Source organism: Microbacterium sp. KNMS, from assembly GCF_053851835.1.
The window spans coordinates 74472-81274 of the sequence record NZ_JBSQBP010000019.1 but is presented as its reverse complement, the minus strand read 5'-3'; the positions used below and the strand labels follow the sequence as shown (position 1 = coordinate 81274).

Sequence of the window (6803 nt, the reverse complement as noted above, 5' to 3'; positions counted from 1 at the left end):
GATACGACGATGGCCCGGTCTCGAGACCGGGCCATCGTCGTATCCGCGCTCAGTAGACGTCGCGCACGTACCGGCGGTCCGCCGTCAGCTCCTTCTTGAACTGCAGGGCGTCGTCCTCGCCCAGGCCGCCGTGCACCCGCGCGATCTCCAGCAGCGCGTGGTCGACGTCCTTGGCCATCCGCTCGGCGTCGCCGCAGACGAAGACGCTCGCGCCCTCCTGGAGCCAGCGCCACAGCTCGGCGCCGTGCTCGCGCATGCGGTCCTGCACGTAGATCTTCTGACGCTGATCGCGCGAGAACGCGGTGTCGAGCCGGGTGAGGAAGCCGTCCTCGTGCATGCCGACGAGCTCGTCGCGGTAGTAGAAGTCCGTCGCCTCGTGCTGCTCGCCGAAGAACAGCCAGTTGCGCCCCGTGTGCCCGTCGGCGCGTCGGTCGTGGAGGAAGCCCCGGAAGGGCGCGATGCCCGTGCCAGGGCCGATCATGATCATGGGAGCGGCGGGATCGGCCGGGGGCCGGAAGTGGGCCGAGCGCTGCAGGTAGATCGGCACGGCGCCCTCCTGCGCCCGGTCGGCGAGGAAGGTCGAGCACACGCCGCCGCGCGCGCGGTCGTCGTCCGTGCGGAAGCGGACCACCGACACCGTCAGCTCGACGCGGCCGTGCCCCTCCTTCGGGCTCGACGAGATCGAGTACTGTCGCGGCGCGAGCCGCCCGAGCACCTCGACCCACTCCTCGGGAGCGGCCGTCACGGGGAACTCCCGCAGCAGGTCGGCCGCGTGCATGCCCCACAGGTGCTGCTCGAGACGGTGCCGGCTGTCGCGGCGCAGGAGCGCGGCGAGCGTCGTGTCGCGATTGCGCTCGGACACGAAGGCGAGGAGGTCCGGCCCGATCCGGGTGATGTCGAACCGCGTGCGGAGCACGTGCTCGAAGAGCTGGTCCTGCCCGTCGACGTGCACCACGGCCGCCGGGTCGAGCCCGGCGGCGTCGAGCCAGTCGGCGACGACTTCGGGGGCGTTGTCGCACACCACGCCGAGCGCGTCGCCGGCCTCGTACGAGACGCCCGCCTCTGCGAGGTCGAACCCGATGCGCCGGACCTCCTTCTGCGAGCCGTCTCCGCTCAGCAGGACGTTGAGCGCGAGGGGCGCGCCGAGCGGGTTGCGTCGCGTGAACGGCGCCGCGGGAGCGGGTGCGGGCGCAGCGGGTGCCGCCGCCGGCGGCGGCGCCTCGGCTCCCGCGATCGCGGAGAGCGCCCGCTCGAGCCACTGCGCCGCGGGGAGATCGTCGAACGGCTCGCAGTCCACGCGCTCGACGAGCGCGACGGCGCCCAGCTCGCGCAGGCGCTGGTCGATGCTGCGCCCGTGCCCGCAGAAGTCGTCGTAGGTCGAGTCGCCCATCGCGAGCACGGCGTACGGCAGGCCGTCCAGCCGCGGCGCGTCCTCTCCGCGCAGCTCGTCCCAGAAGGCGGAGCCGTTGTCCGGCGGCCCCCCGGTGCCGAAGGTCGAGGTCACGACGAGGAGGCGCTCGACATCGGCCAGGTCCGCGGCGCGGAACGCGTCCATCCCGACGAGCCGCCCGCGCATGCCGCGCTCGGCGACGGCCGCGACGCACGCGTGCGCGAACTCCTCGGCGTTGCCCGTCTGCGACGCCCACAGCACGGTCACCTCGGGTCCCGTCGGCTCGGCGCGCGCGGCCGGGACGCGCGAGTAGACGCCCGCGAGCACCCCGTCGAACCATGCGCGCACGTCGTCGGAGAGCGGAGCCGTCGCGGGCAGCACCGGCACGAGTCCGGCCGGCGGCGGGGTCGAGGCCAGCCCCGAGAGGAAGCCGGCGAGGTAGACCTGCTCGGCGGGCGCTGGCTCGGGCGCCGCGACCGCGAAGGCCGGCAGGCCCGGCGCCGCGGTCGCCTCCGGCGCCGCGGGAGCGGCGGACGCGGCCGGCGCGATCCGGCGCACCGAGACCGCAGCGATCTTGAACTCGGGCTGGCGGGAGTCGGCGTCGACCGCGTCGCTCGTCACGGCGTTCACGGTGCGGTCCTCGCCGTGCTCGTCGTTCCAGTGGAACGGCGCGAACAGGCCGCCGGGGCGCACGCGGTCGGTGACGACCGCGGGCGCGACGAAGCGCCCGCGCCGCGACGCGACCTCGAGCTCGTCGCCGTCGCCGATCCCGAGCTCCTCGGCATCCGCGGGGTGGATCTCCACGAACGGGCCCGGATTCAGCCGGTTCAGCTTCGCGATCCGCCCGGTCTTCGTCATCGTGTGCCACTGGTGCTGGAGGCGTCCGGTGTTGAGCACGAAGGGGAACGCGTCGTCGGGCATCTCGGCGGGCGCGACATGCGGCCGCGGCAGGAACTGCGCGCGCCGCGACGGCGTCGGGAACGCCAGGCGCGGCGTGGTGCCGTCGGACGCCGTGTGCGGGCGCTGGCTCACGCCGTCGTTCAGGTAGCGGATCGGATGGCGGTCGGCGGCGTCCTCGGGAGGGCACGGCCACTGCACGGGCCCGCCGCGGAGCCGCGCGTAGTCGATACCGCGCACATCCCACCCCGTCTGCGGGTTCCAGAACCGCCGGATCTCGTCGAAGACCTCTTCCGCCGACGCGAACGCGAACCCCCGCTCGTACCCCATCGCGCGTGCGACGTCGCAGATCGTCTGCCAGTCGGGCCGGGCATCGCCCGGCGCGTCCGCGACCGCCTGGACGAGCGTCAGCGTCCGGTCGGAGTTCACCGTCACGCCCTCCGACTCGACCCACAGCGTCGCCGGCAGGAGGATGTCGGCGTACGCGGCGGTCGCGGTCTGCGCGAACACGTCCTGCACGATCACGAGCTCGGCGGTCTCGAGTGCGCGGATGACCGTGTCGCGGTTCGCGACGGATGCGACCGGATTCGTGCAGATGATCCACGCGGCCTTGATCCGGCCATCCGCCATGTCGCGGTACATGTCGATCGTGCCCGTGCCCGACTCCGCGCGGATCGCGCCCGCCTCGAGCCCCCAGATCCCCTCCGCGAACGCGCGGTCCTCTGCGCTGAAGACCGCACGCTGTCCGGGGAGACCCGGCCCCATGTAGCCCATCTCGCGCCCGCCCATGGCGTTCGGCTGGCCCGTGAGGGAGAACGGGCCGCTGCCGGGACGGCAGATCGCGCCCGTGGCGAGGTGGAGGTTGCAGATGGCGTTCGTGCTCCACGTGCCGTGCGTCGACTGGTTGAGCCCCATCGTCCAGAGCGTCATCCACTCGCCCGCCTCCGCGATCCAGCGGGCGGCCGTGCGGATGTCCTCCTCGGCGAGGCCCGTGATGCGCGCCACCGCGTCGGGCGGGTAGTCGGCCAGGAGGGGCGCCATCGCGTCCCACCCCTCGGTGTGCTCGGCGATGAACCGCTCGTCGATCGCGCCCTCCGCGACGAGCAGGTGCAGCAGGCCGTTGAGCAGGGCCAGGTCGGTCCCCGGCGCGATCTGGAGGAACAGGTCGGCCCGGTCGGCGGTGGCCGTGCGGCGCGGGTCGACGACGATGAGGCGCGCGCCCGCCTTCAGGCGGTCGGCCATCCGGAGGAAGAGGATCGGATGGCAGTCGGCCGTGTTCGACCCGATCACGAGGAAGAGGTCGGCGCGGTCGATGTCCTCGTACGAGCCGGGAGGGCCGTCCGCGCCGAGGGACTGCTTGTAGCCGGTCCCGGCGGAGGCCATGCACAGCCGCGAGTTCGACTCGATGTGGATCCCGCGGATCCACCCCTTGACGAGCTTGTTGGAGAGGTACTGCGCCTCCATCGACATCTGGCCCGAGACGTAGACCGCGACCGCGTCGGGCCCGTGCTCGTCGATGATCGCGCGCAGGCGTCGTCCCGCCTCCTCGATCGCGGTGTCCCGTGGCACGGGCACCGCGTCGGCGCCGCGCGAGGGCCGCAGCAGGGCCGTCGTCATGCGCCCGGGCGCCGCCATCAGCTCGGCGTGCGTGGCGCCCTTCGTGCAGAGACGGCCGCGGTTCGTCGGGTGCGCACGGTCGCCCGACACGGTCGCGACCGCCGCGCGGCCCGACGCGTCGGGTCGCGTCTCGACGACGATGCCGCAGCCCACGCCGCAGTAGGAGCAGACGGTGCGTGAGGGCATGCACCGATGATGCGGGAGGGAGGTTCCGCTCCCTTTCCCGCGCCGTTTCCCCGTCGTGACGTTCGCCGCACGGGCGGCGCAGGCCGATTGTGAGGCGCCGCGCGCGGCGCGCCTCAGGTCACTCCGACGCGGGCGCGCTCTCCGTCGAGGCGTCGTCGTCGGCGAGGTCCTCGAAGAGCCCTGCGGGCGGCGTGATCGCGATGCGCCCCGCGGCGATGTCGACCTCGGGGACGATGGCCGAGACGAACGGGACCATCACCTCGCGCTCGCCGGACTTCACGATGAGGAGATCCTGTGCGGGGAGGTGGTCGACGCGGGCCACGCGCCCGACCGAGACGCCGTCGCGGACGACGTCGAGGCCCACGAGCTGGTGGTCGTACCACGCGTCCGGCTCGGGCTGCTCGGCGTCGTCGTCCTGGTCGATCCAGAGGATGGCGCGGACGAGGCTCTCCGCCTCGTCGCGGTCGTCGACGCCCTCGAAGAACACGACGGGGGCGGAGTTCATCCAGCGGAACTCGCGGACCGTGACGGAGCGGCCGTGCCACTTCGACTGCTCGGGCACCTGGAGGGCGAACGAGGCTCCCGGGACGAATCGTCCGTCGGGGTCGTCGGTGTACAGCTCGAGCTTGAGGGCGCCCTTGAGGCCGTGGGCCTTGAGGATGCGCCCGACGCGCAGCTGGTTCTTCGCGGAGCCAGACCGGTCGGCCATCAGTCGTCCGCCACGTCGACGCGCACGCGCCGTCCGTCGGCGAGCGCCGAGATCACGGTGCGAAGAGCCTTGGCCGTGCGGCCGCCGCGCCCGATGACGCGCCCCCGGTCATCCGCGTGGACGTGCACTTCCAGCACATCCCCCCGCGGCGACGACGAGGCGACGATCCTCACGTCGTCCGGGTGATCCACGATCCCCTTGACGACGTGCTCGAGCGCGGCAGCCAGCACGACGACTACTCTGCCGACTCGGCGTCGGCCTCGGCGGCGGGAGCCTCGGCGGGCTCCTCCGCCTTCTTCGGCGCCTGCGGCTTGACGACCGACTTCTTCGACGAGTCGGGCGCGTACGCGGCCTTCTCCTCGGCGGTCTTCAGCGTGCTCTTGGCGTCCTTGTCGCCCTTGAACGTGCCCCAGTCGCCCGTGATCTTGAGGATGGCGCGGACCTGCTCGGTGGGCTGAGCGCCCACGGAGAGCCAGTACTGCGCACGCTCCGAGTCGACCTCGATGAACGAGGGCTCCTCGGTCGGGTGGTACTTGCCGATCTCCTCGATCACGCGACCATCGCGCTTGGTGCGCGAGTCGGCGACGACGATGCGGTAGTAGGGCGCACGGATCTTGCCCAGGCGCTTGAGACGGATCTTGACAGCCACGATTCTCCTGTGTGGTGAAGAGGGATCGAACGTCGCCCTGCGCGTGGGGTGCACGCCGGCGGAAGCTCTGAGGGTGGTCCGGCTGCTGGATAGAGGGTCGAGCAGCTGGTCCGACCCTCCATTCTGCCAGATGACGCACCGAGGCGCGAACCATCCGCCACGCGAGTCGTCTGTGCGAGGCTGAGCGCATGACGCTGCGCTTCGCCCGCTCCGCCCGCTCGTCCGTGGGCGTCGAGTGGGAGCTCATGCTCGCCGATCGCGACAGCGGCGAGCTCGTCGGGCGCGGGCCCGAGATCGTCGACGCGCTCGCCGCGGCGACCGAGCGCGAGCGCTTCACGGTCACCGGCGAGCTCCTGACGAACACGGTCGAGGTGACCAGCGGCGTGGGCACGACGGTCGCCGAGGCCCTCGACGACATCTCCGCCGCCGTCGACGTCGTCCGCGCCCACGCCGACCCGCTCGGCGTGGCGCTGCTGTCGGCGGGGAGCCATCCGTTCGCGCAGTGGTACGACCAGGCCGTCACCGACAAGACGCGATATCACTCCCTCATCGAGCGCACGCAGTGGTGGGGGCGCAACATGATGATCTGGGGCGTGCACGTGCACGTCGGCGTGGAGGACGTCGCCAAGGTCATGCCGATCGTCGGCGCGCTCACGACGTTCCTCCCGCATTTCCAGGCCCTCTCCGCGTCGAGCCCGTTCTGGGCGGGCGAGCGCACGGGGTACGCCTCGAACCGGGCCCTCGTCTTCCAGCAGCTGCCGACCGCGGGGCTCCCCTGGCAGCTGGACGCGTGGTCGGACTTCGAGGGGTACGTCGACGACATGACGCGAGCGGGGGTCATGGCCGACGAGACCGAGGTCCGCTGGGACATCCGCCCGGCGCCGCGCTGGGGCACGGTCGAGGTGAGGGTGTGCGACGGGATGTCGACGGCCGCCGAGCTCGCCGCGGTCGCCGCCTTCACCCAGACGCTCGTGGAGGCCTTCTCGCGCGCACTCGACTCCGGGCGGACCCCTCTCGTCCTGCAGCCCTGGTACGTGCGCGAGAACAAGTGGCGGGCCGCGCGGTACGGACTCGACGCCGATGTCGTCGTGGATCGGTCGGGCGCGCAGCGGCCGGTGCGGGACCATCTCGCGGAGGCGCTCGATGATCTGCTCCCCATCGCGGAGCAGCTCGGATGCGCGGCCGAGCTCGCGGGCATCGGCGACATGCTCGAGGGCGGAGCGAGCTACGCACGGCAGGCCGCGGTCGCCGAGGCGACGGGCGGAGACCTGCGCGCCGTCGTCGCGCACCTCATGGCGGAGTTCGCACAGGGGCGCGCTCTCCCTCCCACCCCGCGGGGGTGATGCACGGGCGGC

General features: G+C 72.6%; 5 protein-coding genes. 1 reads left to right on the top strand and 4 read right to left on the bottom strand.

The features are described 5' to 3' along the window. Nucleotides 1-49 precede the first annotated feature (49 nt). The 4 genes from ACWXWW_RS12730 to rpsP all read right to left on the bottom strand — a co-directional run bounded on the left by ACWXWW_RS12730 (nucleotide 50) and on the right by rpsP (nucleotide 5448). Nucleotides 50-4090, bottom strand: coding sequence for a molybdopterin-dependent oxidoreductase (locus tag ACWXWW_RS12730; protein WP_455970158.1), 4041 nt, complete (start codon nucleotides 4088-4090; stop codon nucleotides 50-52). Between the two features lie 118 nt (nucleotides 4091-4208). Continuing rightward, complete coding sequence (gene rimM, locus ACWXWW_RS12725; RefSeq protein WP_282977621.1) at nucleotides 4209-4799, bottom strand: ribosome maturation factor RimM; 591 nt, start codon at nucleotides 4797-4799, stop codon at nucleotides 4209-4211. Beyond that, on the bottom strand, nucleotides 4799-5029 hold the full coding sequence (locus tag ACWXWW_RS12720) for an RNA-binding protein (protein ID WP_271171719.1): 231 nt from the start codon (nucleotides 5027-5029) through the stop codon (nucleotides 4799-4801). Before ACWXWW_RS12720 ends, rimM begins: the two co-directional genes overlap by 1 nt. A 5-nt stretch (nucleotides 5030-5034) precedes the next feature. Continuing rightward, nucleotides 5035-5448, bottom strand: a complete 414-nt coding sequence (gene rpsP / locus ACWXWW_RS12715; protein ID WP_271171718.1) for a 30S ribosomal protein S16 — start codon at nucleotides 5446-5448, stop codon at nucleotides 5035-5037. Between the two features lie 188 nt (nucleotides 5449-5636). On the opposite strand from rpsP, the gene ACWXWW_RS12710 reads away from it, so the two are divergent. Continuing rightward, the gene (locus ACWXWW_RS12710) at nucleotides 5637-6791 is read left to right on the top strand and encodes a glutamate--cysteine ligase (protein WP_455970157.1); all 1155 of its coding nucleotides are present in this window, start codon (nucleotides 5637-5639) and stop codon (nucleotides 6789-6791) included. Nucleotides 6792-6803 lie beyond the last annotated feature (12 nt).